Origin of the sequence: Pseudomonas sp. LFS044 (genome assembly GCF_047978245.1) — a bacterium.
Taxonomy (GTDB): Bacteria; Pseudomonadota; Gammaproteobacteria; order Pseudomonadales; family Pseudomonadaceae; genus Aquipseudomonas.
In genome coordinates this window covers 203,089-219,906 of record NZ_JBFPFX010000001.1, presented here as the reverse complement: position 1 = coordinate 219,906, position 16,818 = coordinate 203,089, and the positions used below count along the sequence as shown (strand labels likewise).

Annotated in this window: 12 protein-coding genes; 5 read left to right on the top strand and 7 right to left on the bottom strand. The window is 64.4% G+C overall.

The features are described from left to right. Positions 1-49: 49 nt before the first annotated feature. Positions 50-406 (top strand): stress-induced protein, encoded by a 357-nt coding sequence (locus ACNQPL_RS01100; RefSeq protein ID WP_416465383.1) that lies wholly within the window; start codon positions 50-52, stop codon positions 404-406. Between the two features lie 44 nt (positions 407-450). On the opposite strand, the gene ACNQPL_RS01095 is transcribed toward ACNQPL_RS01100, so the two are convergent. Both ACNQPL_RS01095 and ACNQPL_RS01090 read right to left on the bottom strand, forming a co-directional pair. After that, positions 451-2,001 (bottom strand): sensor histidine kinase, encoded by a 1,551-nt coding sequence (locus tag ACNQPL_RS01095; RefSeq protein ID WP_416465381.1) that lies wholly within the window; start codon positions 1,999-2,001, stop codon positions 451-453. A 382-nt stretch (positions 2,002-2,383) separates the two neighbouring features. Then, positions 2,384-3,268, bottom strand: a complete 885-nt coding sequence (locus ACNQPL_RS01090; protein ID WP_416465379.1) for a LysR family transcriptional regulator — start codon at positions 3,266-3,268, stop codon at positions 2,384-2,386. A gap of 112 nt (positions 3,269-3,380) precedes the next feature. Between ACNQPL_RS01090 and ACNQPL_RS01085 the strand changes: the two genes are divergently transcribed. Continuing rightward, complete coding sequence (locus tag ACNQPL_RS01085) at positions 3,381-4,442, top strand: YeiH family protein (protein ID WP_416465378.1); 1,062 nt, start codon at positions 3,381-3,383, stop codon at positions 4,440-4,442. Positions 4,443-4,492: 50 nt separating this feature from the next. Further along, on the top strand, positions 4,493-5,866 hold the full coding sequence (gene ppnN / locus ACNQPL_RS01080; RefSeq protein WP_346612263.1) for a nucleotide 5'-monophosphate nucleosidase PpnN: 1,374 nt from the start codon (positions 4,493-4,495) through the stop codon (positions 5,864-5,866). Positions 5,867-5,905: 39 nt separating this feature from the next. On the opposite strand, the gene ACNQPL_RS01075 is transcribed toward ppnN, so the two are convergent. The 3 genes from ACNQPL_RS01075 to katG form a co-directional block, all read right to left on the bottom strand. Further along, on the bottom strand, positions 5,906-7,072 hold the full coding sequence (locus ACNQPL_RS01075) for a GGDEF domain-containing protein (protein WP_346612262.1): 1,167 nt from the start codon (positions 7,070-7,072) through the stop codon (positions 5,906-5,908). An 83-nt stretch (positions 7,073-7,155) separates the two neighbouring features. Then, a complete protein-coding gene (gene pssA, locus ACNQPL_RS01070; RefSeq protein WP_346612261.1) occupies positions 7,156-8,484 on the bottom strand; it encodes a CDP-diacylglycerol--serine O-phosphatidyltransferase in 1,329 nt (442 codons plus the stop codon). A gap of 168 nt (positions 8,485-8,652) precedes the next feature. Beyond that, positions 8,653-10,914: a catalase/peroxidase HPI gene (gene katG, locus ACNQPL_RS01065; RefSeq protein WP_416465375.1), complete on the bottom strand. Its 2,262-nt coding sequence runs from the start codon at positions 10,912-10,914 to the stop codon at positions 8,653-8,655. Between the two features lie 371 nt (positions 10,915-11,285). On the opposite strand from katG, the gene ACNQPL_RS01060 reads away from it, so the two are divergent. Beyond that, the gene (locus tag ACNQPL_RS01060; RefSeq protein WP_416465373.1) at positions 11,286-12,203 is read left to right on the top strand and encodes a LysR family transcriptional regulator; all 918 of its coding nucleotides are present in this window, start codon (positions 11,286-11,288) and stop codon (positions 12,201-12,203) included. 438 nt (positions 12,204-12,641) lie between these two features. On the opposite strand, the gene ACNQPL_RS01055 is transcribed toward ACNQPL_RS01060, so the two are convergent. Continuing rightward, complete coding sequence (locus ACNQPL_RS01055) at positions 12,642-13,520, bottom strand: DMT family transporter (protein ID WP_346612258.1); 879 nt, start codon at positions 13,518-13,520, stop codon at positions 12,642-12,644. A 230-nt stretch (positions 13,521-13,750) separates the two neighbouring features. Here ACNQPL_RS01055 and ACNQPL_RS01050 point away from each other — a divergent pair, with 230 nt between their 5' ends. Beyond that, a complete protein-coding gene (locus ACNQPL_RS01050; protein WP_346612257.1) occupies positions 13,751-14,575 on the top strand; it encodes an aldo/keto reductase in 825 nt (274 codons plus the stop codon). Positions 14,576-14,680: 105 nt separating this feature from the next. On the opposite strand, the gene ACNQPL_RS01045 is transcribed toward ACNQPL_RS01050, so the two are convergent. Further along, complete coding sequence (locus ACNQPL_RS01045; RefSeq protein WP_416465371.1) at positions 14,681-16,780, bottom strand: putative bifunctional diguanylate cyclase/phosphodiesterase; 2,100 nt, start codon at positions 16,778-16,780, stop codon at positions 14,681-14,683. Between the last annotated feature and the right edge of the window lie 38 nt (positions 16,781-16,818).

Here is a 16,818-nt window from a genome sequence, read left to right as displayed (position 1 = left end):
TCGGAATTGAACACAGCCTTTCTGTGTGAACTTCACGAGGTGCACGATCATGGCTAACGATCAAGGTAAAGGCGGACAACAAGGCGGCATGCCGCAACAGAACCCGGACCAGGTCACCAACGATCCGAACCAGGCCTGGGAATCTGGCCGCCAAGGTGGGCAAGGTGGGCAATCCGCTGGCAAGGACAATCCACAGCATACGTCCGAGCCTGGCCAGCAAGGTGGCCAAACCCCAGATGACAAATGGGCAAACGACCCGCAGCGCTCTGGCGGCGCGGGACAACAAGGCGGGATGGGTGGCCATGGCGCGGGAAGCCGTTCGGACGGCGACCGTGAACAGGGCATGGACCCTGGCACCGAGCTTGATGATGAAGAAGACAGTGGGATGAACAAGGACGATCGCTGATTGCCTCGGGCCAGGGTTGATGGAACATCCCTGGCCCTTTCACTTCACAGCTTGAAACGTACGTGAATAGTGCTTTTTTCAAGCTGCCTGTCCACCGAAATTGCCGTGCTGCCGTAACCCGAGTAGCTTTTGACAAGCCGCATGCCGAGCCCGGTCCCCGTCGGCTTGGGATAGTTCTCAGGGAACCCCTCTCCCTCATCGGTCACCGAAATCAGCGCATGATCATCCGCGTCTTCCACACGGACTGCGATGGTGCCCTTGCCATACTTCAAGGCGTTGGTGATCAGTTCTGAAATCACCATGCCCAACGGTGCCATCCGGCCGGGGGGTAGGATGAACGCATCGGCTTCTAGCGTAATCTTGCGATCGGCCAGGGCTTTACCCAGGTCCGCCAGCAAGGCGCTCAGGTAGTCGGTGACAAGCACGTCCCGTTCCTCAGCGGTTTGATAAAGCCGTTCATGGACACTGGCGATGGTCACCACCCGCCCCGCCGCCGTCTCCAGCTGGATCCTCACAGCTTCGTCTGGCGTCAGGTTGGCCTGCAGCAGCAGTAGCGTATTGACCAGGTGCAGGCTGTTCTTGACGCGGTGGTGGATTTCTTCCAGATGCAGGTCACTTCTATCGAGCCGGGTATTCTGTGCTTCGATCAGGGACAACAACCGGGCTTCGTGATGATGGCGCTCGGTGATATCCCGGGAGACGGCGATGAGCTTTTCTACGCGGCCATCCGCGCCCAGAATGGGCGCCACCGTGACATCCCACCACTTAGGTTCTGCCGGCCCGGTCGGGCAAAAAGCCTCGAACCGGGTGGACTCGCCCGCGACCACCTTGTCGAGGGCCTCCAGCACGACCGGCCTGGACTCGTCGGGCCAGAGTTGCGCCCACGGCAACCCTTGCACCTGCGCAAGTTCGTCGATATGCATCAGGCAGAGCCCTGCATCATTCATGAACTCGATTGCACCGCTGGTGGACAACACCTTCACGCAATCCGGGCTGGCATTGAGCATGCTTTCCGAATAGGGGTTGGGCAATTCGGCATCGGCATCGGATGCCAGCCGCTCAAGGGCCATGGAGATGACGTTGGAAATGCCCTCCAGAAAGACCAGATCGCTTTCGATGAAGTCGTCGCCATTGCTGCTGTCCGCCTCAAGCACGCCAAACGGCGTCAGCGCCCCCCTGATAGGGACGTTGATAGCCCGCTCGATGCCGTACTTCTTGAGCAATTCTGGCGTGCGAAAGCGGTGCTCCTGGCCCAGGTGGTTGGACAGCACGGGCCGGTAGGTGGCGATGGCATACCCTGCAGGGCTGGCTTCATCGGCGCCGACCGTGGCGCTGCCGATATCCGCCTCATCCCAACCGACGCCGTGGGACAACAGGAACGTATCGCTGTCGGGTACCGGAGTCAGCACCTTGGCGAAGCGGGTCTGCATGCCCTGCGCGACCACTTCACAAGCGTGGGTCAGCAAGGCATCGAGATCCGTCGACTTCAATGACTTCACCCCGTACTCAACCACCAGCTCGTGCTGCTTGTGCAGCCGAGCATGGGACTTGCGCAATGCCGCGCGGATTGTCTCGTCAGGAGGCAACTCTTGCATGGGAATCTTCCAGGGCTGTTGGGCGTGCCGCTCGCCAGGCGCTGTACGAAATATCGCATATCGCGCTCCCCGTGTAGGAGCTGGCTTGCCTGCGATCGGCTGCGAAGCAGTCGTAAATCCTCTATCCGCAGTCTGTCTGGTACTGCGCAGATACCGATTTTACGACTGCTTCGCAGCCGATCGCAGGCAAGCCAGCTCCTACACGGGGTTCTTCATACAAAGCCTAGTGGCTCTCGTTTATCACCGCCCATCGCTTGGGCGCAACAACGAAAACTGTATAAGCCATTACCGTTATGAGCAACTTGTACCTATGCGCCCTGATTTGCTCAGCAAACCGCCGCAGCTCTGCTTCATCAGGCGCCGCTAGGCAAGGGGCAGGTCTTCAGGGTTTTGACGCGCCGACACACAGCTCCATGAACCGCGCCGCCGCCCGCGAGGGTGTGGCGGCATGCGGCAGCAGGATCGAAAAGCGCCGTACCAACGGCTGCGGCGCAATGTGCAGACGCCGCAGCGCGCCATCTTCATGCCGGATCGACATCGCCGACACAAAGCCAATGCCCATCCCCGCCCGCACCGCTTCCTTTACCCCTTCCACCCCAGCGATCTCCAGCGCCACGCGCATCGCCACACCACTGCGGGCAAACGCCCGCTCGACGATCTGCCGCCCCCCCGAGCCGCTCTCGCGCAACACCAACGGGTAGCGGCCCAGTGCTTCCAGCGGTTGCTGCTGATCCGCTAGCAACGGATGGCCGCTGGGCACGATGGCAACGATTTCGTCCTCACGCCAAGGCGTAACGCCGGTGCCTAGCGGCAACTCCTGGCCAGGCGGGCCTTCGATCAGGGCGATATCGACACTGTCCAGCGCTGCGACGATTTCCGCCGTGTTGCCATGGGAGGTGGTAACCAGCACATCGGGATAACGGGCATGGAAGTCGGCGATCAGGTAAGGCAGCAGGTAGCTCGCGGGGGTCGTGCTCGCGCCAATTCGCAGGGTGCCGCGCTCCAGCCCGCGCATGGCTTCGCGCAGCACCTGGGCCTGGCGGAAGGTTTCGCGCAGGCGCTCGGCATGGGCCAGCAGTTGTTCACCTGCAGCCGTCAGCCGCACGCCCCGCCCGGCGCGCTGGTAAAGGGGCTCGCCAAACGCCTCCTGCAGCAATTTGAGCTGGCCGGAGACAGCCGGCTGCGACAAATGCAGGGCCAAGGCCGCATGGCTGATGTTGCCGTGCTCGGCAACGGTGGCGAAGGTTATCAGCTGTTCCGGGGTCATTTTGCAAAAGTATCAGCTAAACGGATACTTGGCATCCTAAATTACGATTTTTTATAAGCTTATAACCAAAATAAAGTAGTCCCTGTCGAAACACATTTCCCGGAGGACTCACATGGCCACGGTTCCGTCCAACCCTGCGTTTGCCCCTACCCTCTCCACCCGAGGGCGGCTCAATGGCATCCTGTTCGTCGCACTGTTCGCATTCGCCGTCACTCAGCTGGCGGCGTTGCCTGCCATCGCCAACCTGGGCATCAGCCCACTGATTGTCGGTATCGTCGCCGGCGCCTTGTACGGCAATGCCCTGCGTGACGGCGTGCCGGCCAGCTGGGCGGCGGGCATCAACTTCTCTGCCCGTGGGCTGCTGCGCATTGCCGTGGCGTTCTTCGGCCTGCGCGTGAGCCTGCAGGAAATTGCCGAAGTCGGCTGGTCCGGGCTGACCGTGTCGCTGCTGGTGGTAGTCAGCACCCTGCTGATCGGCCTGTGGTGTGGCATGAAGCTGCTCAAGCTGGACCGCGACACGGCTCTGCTGACCGCCGCCGGTAGCGCCATCTGTGGCGCCGCTGCGGTGCTGGCATTCGAATCGGCCCTGCGCAGCGCGCCACACAAGAGCGCCATGGCCGTAGGCAGCGTGGTGCTGTTCGGTACCCTGTCGATGTTCCTCTACCCGCTGGCGATCAATGCCGGCTGGCTACCGCTGGATACCCTGGGCGCCGGCCTGTTCCTTGGCGGCACCGTTCACGAGGTGGCCCAGGTGGTGGGCGCGGCCAGCAACGTCAGCCCCGAAGCCACGCACATCGCCACCATCGTCAAGATGACCCGGGTGATGCTGCTGGTACCGGTGCTGCTGGTGGTGGGCCTGTGGATCAGCCGTTCGCGCCAGCCGGGCCAGGCGCAAGGCAATGGCCGTATCGCCATGCCCTGGTTCGCCTTCGGCTTCCTGGGCCTGGTGCTGGTGAATTCGCTGCAGGTGCTGCCGGGCAGCGTGACCCAGGCGGTCAACGGCCTGGACACCTTCGCCCTGACCATGGCCATGACCGCGCTGGGCATGGAAACCCGCTTCAGCCAGATTCGCCAGGCCGGGCCACGGGCGTTGGTCACCGGGGCCATTCTCAACCTGTGGCTGGTGGGCGGCGGGATGGCGATTACGCTGGGTGTGCAAAAGCTCTTCGCATGACTTATGGTGTTGTCTGAGAAGGATGTTTTACCTGCACAGGAAAGACTTAGATGCCCCAACGCCATGTCATCAATGCATCCGTCAGCCCCAAAGGCAGCCTGGAGACGCTGTCGCAACGTGAAGTCCAGCAACTGAGCGAAGTCGGTACCGGTAGCCTCTACACCCTGTTCCGCCAGTGCGCCCTGGCCATCCTCAACACCGGCGCGCATGTCGACAATGCCAAGACCATCCTCGAAGCCTACCGGGACTTCGAGGTGCGTATCCACCAGCAAGACCGCGGTGTGCGCCTAGAGCTGCTGAACGCCCCAGCCGACGCTTTCGTCGATGGCGAAATGATCGCCAGCACCCGCGAAATGCTGTTCAGCGCCCTGCGCGATATCGTCTACACCGAAAGCGAGCTGGCCAGCCAGCGCATCGACCTGGAAAGCTCCCAGGGCATCACCGACTACGTCTTCCACCTGCTGCGCAACGCCCGCACCCTGCGCCCGGGCGTGGAGCCGAAGATGGTGGTGTGCTGGGGCGGCCATTCGATCAGCACCGAGGAATACCAGTACACCAAGAAGGTCGGCCATGAGCTGGGCCTGCGCAAGCTGGACGTGTGCACCGGTTGCGGCCCGGGGGTGATGAAAGGCCCGATGAAGGGCGCGACCATCGCCCATGCCAAGCAGCGCATGCACGGCAGCCGTTACCTGGGCCTTACCGAGCCGGGCATCATCGCCGCCGAGGCGCCGAACCCGATCGTCAACGAGCTGGTGATCCTGCCGGACATCGAGAAGCGCCTGGAAGCCTTCGTGCGTGTCGGCCACGGCATCATCATCTTCCCCGGCGGCGCCGGCACGGCCGAAGAGTTCCTCTACCTGCTCGGCATCCTCATGCACCCGGACAACCAGGACCTGCCCTTCCCGGTGGTGCTGACCGGGCCGCGCAGTGCCGAGCCGTTCCTGCTGCAGCTGCACGCCTTCGTCGGCGCCACCCTCGGCGAAGCCGCCCAGCGCCACTACCAGATCATCATCGATGACCCGGCCGAAGTAGCACGGCAGATGGTCGAAGGGCTCAAGGAGGTGAAGCAGTTCCGCCGTGAGCGCAACGACGCCTTCCACTTCAACTGGCTGCTTAAGATCGACGAGGGCTTCCAGCACCCGTTCGACCCGACCCACGCCAACATGGCCGAACTGGCCCTGCGCCGCGAGCTGCCGCCGCATGAGCTGGCCGCCAACCTGCGTCGGGCGTTTTCCGGGATTGTTGCGGGCAACGTCAAGGACAAGGGCATCCGCTTGATCGAAGAACACGGGCCGTACCAGATACGCGGTGACAGTGCGGTTCTGGAGCCGCTGGGGCGCCTGTTGCAGGCGTTTGTCGACCAGCACCGGATGAAGCTGCCGGGTGGCGCGGCGTACGTGCCTTGCTATCAGGTTGTGACCTGAACCTTTGGGGCCGCTTTGCGGCCCCAGTTTCATCCACCCCTACCTGACCGGGCTCACGTCGGTGCGGTCAACCAGGCGGATACTGTTACGCCCGCCACGCTTGGACTGATACAGCGCCACATCCCCCTGCTCGATCAACGCCGCCAGGCTGGCCGGTGGCTGGTCGAACAGGTTGGCGCCAATACTCAGGGTTACCGCCTGCGGGGTTGGCATGGCTTGTTCGGCAAATTGCTGGAACTGCCCCCGCAACAGGCTGCCCAGCTCCACCACACGCTCGCTGCTGGCATCGCCAAGCAGGATGACGAACTCATCGCCGCCCAGCCGCGCCGCCAGTGAACGTTCCGGCAGCACCGCACGGATCATCTCGCTGAGCGTGACCAGCAGGCGGTCACCGGCTGCGTGGCCGTGCAGGTCGTTGACCAGCTTGAAGTTGTCGATGTCGATCAGCAGCAGCGCCCCCGGGCGGGCCGGGCTCACGCCTTTGAACAGGTGCACGGCGCGAACTTCCAGCGCGCGGCGGTTGTACAACGCCGTCAGGGGATCACGCGCGGCCAACCGGGCAATCCGCTCTTCGCGCCGGTAGCGCACGGTGCCGGTCATCGACAGGGCGATCAGCATGATCGCCATGGCCCCTTCCACCAAGGAAATCTGGATGATCAGGCCACCAAAGGTTGCCAGGTCGATCAACGTGCCGGGGGCCACCGCGATGATCGCCTTGGCCACATAGAACAGGCCGTGAATGAGCAGCACATAGCGCAGCTGCACCGCCCCCACACTCAGCGACTTGCCGTGCGGGCGCAACAGCAGGCTGGCCTTGAGGGTGAGCAGCGCCACCAGCAGCGAATTGACCATCAGCATGATCTTCGACCACTGCGGCCCTGCGGGTAACAGCAGCAAGGCACACCACAGCGGCACAAGCAGCAGCCAGGCCCGTGACAGCCGGGCCTGGGTAAAGCGCAACACGCCCATCAGGAAAAACGCATGCGCCACCACCAGCAAGCCGTTGGCAAACCAGATGCCGATCAGCAACAGGCCGATCCCGCGCAGCAGGGCCAGGGTGGAGCCGACGGTGATGGTGGCGAAACCCGCGCTCCAGAACAGCAGCGAGGGTTCGCGAACGCTGCGCCACTCGATCGCCAGGTAGAGGGCTGCGGCGGCAGCCAGGGCGATGGTGATGGTCAGCATCGTGGGTGGGTCAAGCGCCATGAATGGATTGGCCTATCTGGTTAACGTGGAAAACGGCTGATTGTATTCGTTTGCCATGACTTTTCAGAGAGGTATGAGAGCCCTTAAAGCACCCGTTTGATCAACGGTTCAAGGCGGCTGTAGCGCAAGCGCCGCAGGAACTTGCGCACTTCCTTGGGGTGCTCGGCCTTGACCCCCAGTTCTTCGGCCGAACTGATCTGCGGCGCATGCCGGCGGATGCCCTCCAGCTCCACCTCGCGCGGCACAATCCACTGCCCCTGCGGGTCATCGATCAGCAGCCCGTTCTCCAGGTCCAGGTTAAACCCGCGCGGGTTGAGGTTGTTGCCGGTCAGCAGCGAATAGCGCTGGTCGATCCACACGCCTTTGGCATGAAAGGTATGCCCGGGGTCGTTCCAGATGCGCACGCTGAGCTGGCCGCTGGTGATGCCGGCATGGCGGCGCCGGGCAAAGGCGCGCAGGTTGTCTTCGTACAGGTAAGGCAAGGCGCCGCTGGCGCTGAACGGCTCGCCGGGGGCGATGTAGAAGTCGTTGGCGGTACGGTGGCCGACAATCAGCTCTACCCGCACGCCGCGGTCCAGGGCATGGTCGATTTCGCGCATCACCACCCGTGGCGGGTTGAAGTACGGCGTGCTGATGATGATCTGCGAGCGGGCGGCGGCCAGCAGCGCGCACAGGGCACGGTTGAGCGGGTTGCCACGGCCGACACCCAGCAGCGGCACCACCCGCAGGCCCTGCCCCGGCGCGGCGGCCGGTGCGTCATAGGCCATGCGCCGCAGCCGGGCGCGCAGGCGGCGGATATCACCGCGCAGGTTGCGCGTTTCCGGTGGCGCAGGCAGGTCCAGGCGCGGCGTGGCGGTGTGGTGCAGCAGGCGCCGCACCAGGTCGACCATGGCCTCGGCCAGCGCGGGCGATTCGAACAGGTGGTAGCGGTCCAGGCGGTAGCGGTCGAACCGGTGCAGGTAGACATTGTTGAGGCTGGCGCCGGTGTAGATCACGCAATCATCGATCACGCTGCCCTTCAGGTGCAGCACGCCAAACAGCTCGCGGGTTTGCACCGGCACGCCATGAATCACCACGTCCAGGCCGCGCAACTGGCGCTGGGCCTGGTACCAGGCGGCATTGCCAGGCTGGCGCCCGGCCCCCAGCAGGCCACGCCGGGCGCGGAACCAGTCGACCACGATGACGATCTCCAGCCCCGGCCGTGCAGCCTTGGCCTGGTACAGGGCGTCGAGCACTTCCTGCCCGGCCTCGTCCTCCTGCAGGTACAGGGCGACGATGACGATGCGCCGGGTTGCTGCGGCGATGCGCTCGAGCAGGCAGGCACGGTAGGCTGCGGCATCGGGCAATACCTGGATCGCCTCCGGCGCAATGGCGAAACCTGGCAGCGCCGCCAGCATGGATTCGGGGTTCACGTGGGTTCACCTTCTGTCTGCATCGAGGTCCATTCCTGAATGCCTCAGCTTGCACAGGAACAGCGCAATGGTCCAGCAACCATTGAAGCAGATACGCGCAAGCCCGCCCCCGCGGTCACCTGCGGGGGCGGGCTTGCTTGCGAACCGGCTGCACAGCAGCCGCAGGGATTACATTTGTTTCAAGTCGAAACGGTCCAGCTCCATCACCTTCACCCAGGCGGCAACGAAGTCTTTGACGAACTTGTCATTGCCATCGCTGCTGCCATACACCTCACTCAGTGCCCGCAACTGGGCATGCGAGCCGAACACCAGGTCAACTCGGCTGCCCGTCCACTTCACCTGCCCGGTCTTGCGGTCGCGCCCTTCGAAGGCTTCGTTGTCGGCCGAGGTCGGCTTCCACTCCACGCCCATGTCCAGCAGGTTGCGGAAGAAGTCGTTGCTCAAGGTGCCAGGCTTGTCGGTGAACACCCCGTCCTTGCTGCCGCCATGGTTGGCGCCCAGCACCCGCAAGCCGCCGATCAGCACGGTCAGCTCGGGCGCGGTGAGGGTCAGCAGCTGGGCTTTGTCCAGCAGCAGCTTCTCGGCCTTGACGCTGTAACGGTCCTTGGTGAAATTGCGGAAGCCGTCGGCCAACGGTTCGAGCACGGCAAACGACTCGACGTCGGTCTGTTCCTGCGTGGCGTCGACGCGGCCCGGGCGGAAGCCCACGCTGCCGGTGAAACCTGCGTCCTTGGCGGCTTTTTCCACGGCTGCGGTGCCGGCCAGCACGATCAGGTCGGCCAGCGAAACCTGCTTGCCACCATTGCTGAACTCGCGCTGGATGTTCTCCAGCGCCGCCAGCACCTTGTCCACGCCCTGGTTGGCAGCCCAGCCCTTCTGCGGCGCCAGGCGCAGGCGGGCGCCATTGGCACCGCCGCGCTTGTCGGAGCCACGGAAGGTCGAGGCCGAGGCCCAGGCGGTGGACACCAGCTCCCCCACGCTCAACCCTGAGGCCAGGATCTTGCTCTTGAGCGCGGCGATATCCTGGTCATCGAGTGACGAGGGCTCGGCTTTGGGCAGCGGGTCTTGCCACAGCAGTTCTTCATTGGGCAGTTCCGGCCCGAGGTAACGCGCCAGCGGGCCCATGTCACGGTGGATCAGCTTGTACCAGGCACGGGCGAAGGCGTCCGCCAACTGCTCGGGGTTGTCTTTGAAGCGCCGGGCGATCGGCTCGTAGAGGGGGTCGAAACGCAGGGCCAGGTCGGAGGTGAGCATAGACGGTGCGTGTGTTTTGCTCGGGTCGTGGGCATCCGGCACGGTGCCTGCGCCTTTGCCCTCTTTGGGCCGCCACTGGTGGGCGCCGGCCGGGCTCTTGGTCAGCTCCCATTCGAAGTTGAACAGGTTGTTGAGGTACTCGTTGCTCCAGCGGGTCGGGGTCGAGGTCCAGGTCACTTCCAGGCCGCTGGTGATGGTGTCGCCGCCCTTGCCGGTGCCGAACTTGTTGGGCCAGCCCAGGCCTTGCAGCTCCAGCCCGGCGGCTTCCGGTTCGGCGCCGACGTTATCGGCCGGGCCGGCACCGTGGGTTTTGCCGAAGGCATGGCCACCGGCGATCAGCGCCACGGTTTCTTCATCGTTCATGGCCATGCGGCCGAAAGTCTCACGGATATCCTTGCCCGAAGCCACCGGGTCTGGGTTGCCTTCCGGGCCTTCGGGGTTGACGTAGATCAGGCCCATCTGCACCGCAGCCAGGGGGTTTTCCAGGTTGCGCTCGGCGGACAGGTCGCGGTTCTGCTCTTCGCCGTGCTTGGCGGGTTCGGCCACCAGGTCGCCCTGCCCGGGTGGCTGGGCCTTGACCTGCTCCTTGCCGTAGCGGGTGTCGCCGCCCAGCCAGACCTTTTCCGAGCCCCAGTACACGTCTTCGTCCGGCTCCCACACGTCCGCGCGGCCACCAGAGAAACCGAAGGTCTTGAAGCCCATGGACTCCAGGGCGACGTTGCCGGTGAGCACGATCAGGTCGGCCCAGGAAATCTTGTTGCCGTACTTTTGCTTGATCGGCCACAGCAGGCGCCGGGCCTTGTCCAGGCTGACGTTGTCGGGCCAGCTGTTGAGCGGGGCGAAGCGTTGCTGGCCGGAGCCTGCGCCACCGCGGCCATCACCGATGCGGTAGGTGCCGGCGCTGTGCCAGGCCATGCGGATGAACAGCGGGCCATAATGGCCGAAGTCGGCCGGCCACCAGTCCTGGGAGTCGGTCATCAAGGCGGTCAGGTCATTTTTCAGGGCCTGGAAGTCGAGGCTCTTGAACGCCTTGGCGTAGTCGAAGTCCGGGTCGGGGCTGGACTTGGACGAGTGTTGGTGGAGAATCCTGAGGTTGAGCTGGTCGGGCCACCAATCACGGTTGGTGGTGCCGCCACCTGCGGTTTGATGGAACGGGCATTTCGATTCGTTCGACATCTGCGGTTACCTTTGGGTCGGTTATCCAGATTTCCGGTCTATGCCAGGTGTTCTTTCAGCCGAGCACATGGGCTCATGCCTACCCCTCATCAGGTCCTGTCGGTCACGTTCCGACACGGGGCTTGCGAAGCTGTCACTGCGCGGCGCATGAAGCTGTTGGAGCGCCGCCCGCACGCGGTTTCGCGGGGCCACGGTCAAGACTAGTCGAGCTTGGGCAGACTTCTAATAGAGTGGCTATTGGCGGCTGATAGATTGGCTCTTGTGGCAGCGGGCTTGCCCTGCGCTCAGGCCGGCACATCTGTACAAGGCACGAGCGCCTGCGCCGTGCTTCAATACAACGCCAAGCCATCACCCTCCGTGAGCCAAGCCCCATGAACCGCAATGACCTGCGCCGCGTCGACATGAACCTGCTGGTGCTTTTCGAAGCCCTGATGATCGAACGCAACCTCACCCGCGTCGGCGAAAAGCTGTTCATCACCCAGTCCACCGTCAGCGCCGCCCTCGCCCGCCTGCGCGAGCTGTTCGACGACCCGCTGCTGATCCGCAGCGGGCGCGCCATGGAGCCCACCCCTCGGGCGATGCAGATTTTCGCCGAGCTGGGCCCGGCGATGGACGTGATCTCGTCGGCCATCAGCCGCGCCCGGGAGTTCGACCCGGCCAACAGCTGCAACGTGTTCCGCCTGGGGCTGTCCGACGATGCCGAGTTCGGGCTGTTCCCCGCCTTGCTGCAAGCCCTGCGCGAAGAGGCCCCGGAGATCAGCGTGGTGGTACGCCGGGCGAACTTCTTGCTGATGCCGAGCTTGCTGGCCAGCGGCGAGATCTCGGTCGGCGTCAGCTACACCACCGACCTGCCGGCCACCGCCAAACGCCGCAAATTGCGCGACATCGGCGTGCGCGTGCTGCGCGCTGACGACCGCCCAGGCCCGCTGACCCTGGACGAATACTGCGCCAGGCCGCATGTGATGGTGTCGTTCTCCGGTGACATGAGCGGCAACATCGACCTCGACCTGGCGCGTATCGGCCGTTGCCGCAAGGTGGTGCTGGCGGTGCCGCAGTTCGGCAGCTTGCGCGCCTTGCTGCGCAACACCGAGATGATCGCCACTGTACCGGACTATGCCGCCTGCGCCCTGGCCGACGATGGCAGCCTGCGCGCCGACCCGGCGCCGTTCGAGATCACCGAAGCGGAGTTGTCGATGGTCTGGAGCGGCGCCCAGGATAATGACCCAGCCGAGCGTTGGTTGCGGGAGCGGATCATGCAGTTTATGGCGAGGTCGGGGGGAGGGGTTTGAGAGGCGTTGGTTTTTTTGGGGGGCTGGGTGATGCCCTCGGGCGCATGCCTTTAGATGTGTTGCGGTAATGAGATCGAGCGCCGCCCGCGCGGCGCATCGCGAAGCGCTTGCCTTGGGATCTTCAGCGCCTTTGAGATCGAGCGCCGCCCGCGCGGCGCTTCGCGGGGCAAGCCCGCTCCCACATTTGTTGCAACGTGCCATGGCCTGATAGGCCATAGTTGTCAGCCTTGTTGGCCCGCCGAGATATTTCGGGTGGCGCTGCCGGAGCCCCGCCTGTCTTCAGCCATGCACCAAGGCGAACAACCATGGCCTGACTGGAACGGCGCGTTGCAACAAATGTGGGAGCGGGCTTGCCCCGCGAAGCGCCGCGCGGGCGGCGCTCGATCTCAAGGGCGCTGAAGATCTCAAGGCAAGCGCCCCTATCGCCCCCCAAGATCCTCACTTCCTCCGCTGCATCCAAGCCGCCCCCAACCCACTCAAACAGATGATAGCGATCCCCACCAGGCTCGCGCTGTCCGGCACCTGCCCGTAGATCAACAGCCCCAGCAACCCCGCAAACACGATCTGGCAGTAACTGAACGGCGCCAGCAGCGCAGGCGCGGCGTGGCGGAAGGCCTGGGTCAGCAGCAGGTGCGCACTCATGCCAAAACCGCCCAGCGCCAGCATCAGCAGCGCATGGTCCCAGCGCGGTACTTCCCAGAAAAACGGCACCAGCGCACTCATCACCAGGGTGTTGCACAGCCCGGCGTAAAAGTTGCTGGTGGTCGGGCTGTCATAGGCGGCGAGGATGCGCGTCAGCAACTGATAGAAGCAGAACCCCAGCGCCGAACCGAACGGGTACAGAATCGCCGGCGTGAACATCGCGCCGCCCGGGTGCACTACCACCAGCACGCCGATGAAGCCCAGCACCACCGCCACCCATTGCCCGGCCGTGACCCGCTCCTTGAGCAGCGGCGCCGACAACGCGGTGACCAGTACCGGGGCCAGGAAGTTGACCGAAGTCGCCTCGGCCAGCGGCAGGTACTGCAAGCCGGTTGTGAACAGCAGGCTGGTGCTGAGCAGGCTCAGCGCACGCAAGGTCTGCAGCACCGGGCGCCGGGTGCGCAGCACGTTGAGGCCCGACTTGGGCAGGAAGATCCCGGCCATCAGCAAGGTGTGCACCACATAACGCGCCCATACCACCATGATGATCGGGTACAGCCCGCCGAGGAATTTGGACAAGGCATCGTGGCTGGCGAACAGGAACGTCGCCACCACCACCAGGACGATGCCGCGCAAGGGGTGGTTGACTCCGGACAGCGGTGTGCTGGAACTCATGGCGTTCTCGATGGCGGCGCGGCGGCATGCTGCGCCAGGTGAAGGCAGGTGTGACCAGCAGAGATTCTAGAAGAGATACGACGACTTGAGGAAGGCCAATTGCCGCGTCCATTCGGGGCATTGCATTTTCCGTTCGCTGATCGACCACTTTCTGCGCCCCGCGCATAGCCCCTGCCAGGCGAAACGCGCACCATCGGCCATGGACCCTCGAACCCGAACAAGGAGTTTTCATGCATAGGCTCACCACCCGCAACGGCCTCGACCTGCCCAGCATCGGCCTGGGCACCTGGCCGATGACCGGCGCCGAGTGCACACGTGCAGTCCACCAGGCGCTGGAGCTGGGTTACCGGCACATCGACACCGCCACCGCCTACAACAACGAAGCCGCCGTCGGCCAAGCCCTGCGCGACAGCAGTGTGCCACGCGATCAGATCCACCTGACCACCAAGGTGTGGTGGGACCGCCTGGCCCCTGATGCCATGCGCCAGTCACTGGAAGACAGCCTGCGAGCGCTGGGCACCGAGCAGGTCGACCTGTTCCACATTCATTGGCCCGGCAAGGACTGGGACCTGGCCCGCAGCATCGAGACCCTGGTGGCACTGCGTGACGAGGGTAAGGTGCGCAGCATCGGCGTGGCCAACTTCCCGCTCGGCCTGCTGCGCCAGGTGATCGAGCAGCTGGGTGCGCCGTTGTCGGCGATCCAGGTTGAATACCACGTGCTGCTTGGCCAGCAACCGCTGCTCGATTACGCCCGCCAGCACGACCTGCTGCTCACCGCCTACACGCCGCTGGCCCGCGGGCAAGCGGCGCAACAGCCGGTGATCCAGGAAATTGCCCGCAAGCACGGTGTGTTGCCGAGCCAGGTGGCGCTGAAGTGGCTGCTGGACCAGGATGGCGTCGCGGTGATCCCCAAGGCCAGCAGCCGCGAGAACCAACTGAGCAACCTGGCGGCGCTGGACGTGCGCCTGGATGACCAAGACCGTGCGCTGATTGCCGGCTTGCCGAAGGATCAGCGGGTGGTAAACCCGGACTTCGCCCCGGACTGGAACAGCTGATACTCGCCAGCGCCGCGGCGCCGCCAAGCCGGCTGCCACAACGGCCGCACGCTGCCGTACCTGTGGGAGCCGGCTTGCCGGCGATGGGCTGCACTGCAGCCCGCTTCAACCCACCGCAGCAGCCACCTGCTTCAACCGCTCGTCCGCCGGCACCGGCCGGCCATACAGATACCCCTGGAAGTGTGAGCACCCCTCCGCCCTCAGGCGCAGCATCTGCTCCTCCGACTCCACCCCTTCGGCGGTGGTCTTGATCATCAGGCTGTTGGACAGCTCGGTGATTGCACGGATGATCGACATCGCTTCACGGCTATCGCACATGTCATGCACGAACGATTTGTCGATCTTGATCCGGTCGAACGGGAACGAGCGCAGGTAGCCCAGCGAGGAATAGCCGGTGCCGAAATCGTCCAGCGAAATCGACACCCCCAGGTCTTTCAGCGCTCGCAAGGTGCGCACGTTCTCTTCACTGTTCCCCAGCAGTACCGATTCGGTGATTTCCAGCTCCAGGCGCCTGGCCGGCAGGCCGGAGTCGGCCAGGGCAAGCGACACGGTGTGCACCAGATTGGCGTTCTTGAACTGCACCGGCGACAGGTTGACCGACACCGTCTGCTCACTGTCCCAGGTGGCCGCTTCCTGGCACGCCAGGTTCAGCGCGCGGATGCCCAGTTCGTGAATCAGCCCGGTCTCTTCGGCAATGGGGATGAAGTCCATCGGCATGACCATGCCGCGGGTCGGGTGCTGCCAACGCAGCAGCGCCTCGTAACCGGTCACGCTGCTGGTCAGCTGGTCCACCACCGGTTGGTAATGCAGGTGCAGCTGGCCCAGATGAAGCGCGGTGCGCAGATCGGTTTCCACCAGGCGGCGCTGACGGGCGGCGACGTCCAGCTCGACATGGAAGCACTCATAACGGTTACGCCCGTTGCGCTTGGCCTCATACAGCGCCATGTCGGCATAACCGAGCAGCTGTTCGGCCTGTTCATTGTCATCCGGGGCCAGCGCGATACCGATGCTTACGCCCACCGTGAACTGGTGGCCCTCGATCTGGAACGGCGGGCTGATCGCATCGATCAGGCGCTGTGCGGTACTGCAGGCTGCCTCACGGCTGTCCAGCCGAGTCAGCACCACGGCGAACTCATCACCGCCCAGCCGCGCCAGGGTGTCGTGCTCACGCAGCTCGCGGCGCAGCCGCTTGCCCAGGGCGCGCAGCAGCTTGTCGCCGAAGGCATGGCCGAGGGAGTCGTTGATGTTCTTGAAGTTGTCCAGGTCCAGGCACAACGCAGCGGTCAGTTTTTCGTCCTCGTGGCCACGCACCAGCGCTTGCTTGAGGCGCTCGTTGAACAGCGTGCGGTTGGGCAGGCCGGTCAGTGCGTCGTGGTGCGCCATGTGGTGGATCTGGGCATGGGCCGCCAGCTCCTCGGTGGCGTCTTCGGCCACGAACAGCACGTAGTCGGCCTGGCCCTTGCGGTGCTGGCTGAGCAACGCGCGGCTGCGCAGGGTGCGCGGGCCGCAGGCGGTGTCCACCCGGGTTTCGGCGGCGTAGCCTTTGGCGTTGCGGGCACCCCGGCTGAGCTGCTGCTCCAGGTAGTCGGCGGCAGCCGGTGCCAGGCAGGCGCCGGGCAGCTGGCCGATCATGCTGCTGCCGCCCCCGCCGAACAGGCGTTCGGCCTGCTGGTTGGCCAACAGAATGCGCTGGGTTTCCAGGTCCTGGACGATGACGCTGGCCGGAATATTGGCGATCACCGAGTCCAGAAACTGCGACAGTTTGGCCATTTCCTGGCTGTACTGCTCCGCCAGCTCCTTGGCCTGCAGCAGCTCGAGCTCCTGCTGGCGGCGCTCGGAGATGTCGCGGGTGACCTTGGCGAAGCCGACCAGGTTGCCACTGTCGTCGCGCACGGCATCGATCACCACATGGGCGTGGAAGGCAGAGCCGTCCTTGCGCAGGCGCAAGCCGACCTCCTCGAAGCGGCCGGTGTGGCGTGCCTGCTCAAGGTTCTGCTGCGGCAGCCCGGCGGCGCGCTCGGTCTCGCTGTAGAACAGCGAATAATGCTTGCCGACGATTTCATCGGCGAGGTAACCCTTGGCCCGCTGGGCGCCGGGGTTCCAGTTGGCGACGATACCGTCGGGGGTGAGCAGGTAGATGGCATAGTCCACCACGCTCTGGATCAACAGCCGGTACATGATGTCGGGGCTTGCGACTAGCGACATGAAATTTCCCTGAACCTGCGACGCGCACGAAAAGGAAC